The organism is Methanoregula sp., from assembly GCF_002835825.1.
In the GTDB taxonomy this organism is placed as follows: domain Archaea; phylum Halobacteriota; class Methanomicrobia; order Methanomicrobiales; family Methanospirillaceae; genus Methanoregula.
Genome location: NZ_PIZH01000772.1, coordinates 1 through 1,037, shown reverse-complemented (window position 1 = coordinate 1,037; position 1,037 = coordinate 1). Strand labels below are relative to the sequence as shown.

Annotated in this window: 1 protein-coding gene; it reads left to right on the top strand. The window is 56.8% G+C overall.

What is annotated here, in order from left to right; translation table 11 throughout:
• The first annotated feature begins 66 nt into the window (after positions 1 to 66).
• Complete coding sequence (locus CW742_RS15095; RefSeq protein WP_292421843.1) at positions 67 to 750, top strand: hypothetical protein; 684 nt, start codon at positions 67 to 69, stop codon at positions 748 to 750.
• Positions 751 to 1,037: the final 287 nt, after the last annotated feature.

Below are 1,037 nucleotides of genomic sequence, written 5' to 3'. Positions count from 1 at the left end.
GGGATGCAGGTCCGGTTTGGGTTTCTGCAATCCTCCTCCGGAAACAATGGCGGTGAATCAGATAGGGTGTTTTCTCTCGAACGGGTGGTTCCGTGGGGGAGGTCATTCCGGGAATATCTCCTGTTTTTTCGTCTGACAGATAATGACCTGAAAAAACGGATTCTCGGGTGTGCTGACGGCCCGGCAGGTTTCAACGCCGGACTGACTGCGGAGGGGGGTTCGGTTGTTTCCTGCGATCCGCTGTATCAGTATACGGAAGAAGAGATCCGGTCCCGCATCGCGGCATGCCGTCCGGAAATTCTTGAACAGGTATCAAAGAACCGTCACCTTTTCGTATGGAACACCGTCCGGTCCCCCGAAGAACTTGGTGAGTGGCGTTCTTCCGCCATGCGGTCATTTCTTGCTGATTATGAACAGGGTCGGCGTGAAGGGCGGTATTGTGCGGCAGCGCTCCCTGACCTGCCGTTTGCCGACGGGAGGTTCGATCTTGCAGTCTGCTCGCATTTTCTCTTTTATTATTCCGATCAACTCCCGGAAGATTTTCACCGCAAGGCTGTAGGGGAGATGCTCCGGGTTGCCCCGGAAGTCCGCATCTTTCCGCTGGTCGATCTCAATGGCCGCGTGAGCAGGTACCGGGACATCCTCGCTGCCGATCTTCAGGAAAACGGTTTTTCTGTCGAGATCGTGACGGTACATTATGAATTCATCCGGGGCGGCAACCGGATGATGAGGATCGTCCGGAAGGATTGACCCGATCCCCGGTTGAAAACCGGGGCCATATTACGGAAACGGTAAGAGCAGGCCCGATTGCAACCGGTACCGGCGGGCCCGGTTCCGGTATCGGGGGTAAATCCAATACAGCCGATGAAGGCCGGATTCACCGGGCGTATTCCCAATTACTCCGCGCCGGCCGGTTTTTTCCGCCCCGCCCTGTCTGCCACCCTCCCTGTCGCGCGCACTATCGCCGGGATCAGTAGGTCACCGAGACCTGTCTCCGTTGTATACCCCTCTGAGTTCAGCCCGAAAACCCCGACAAA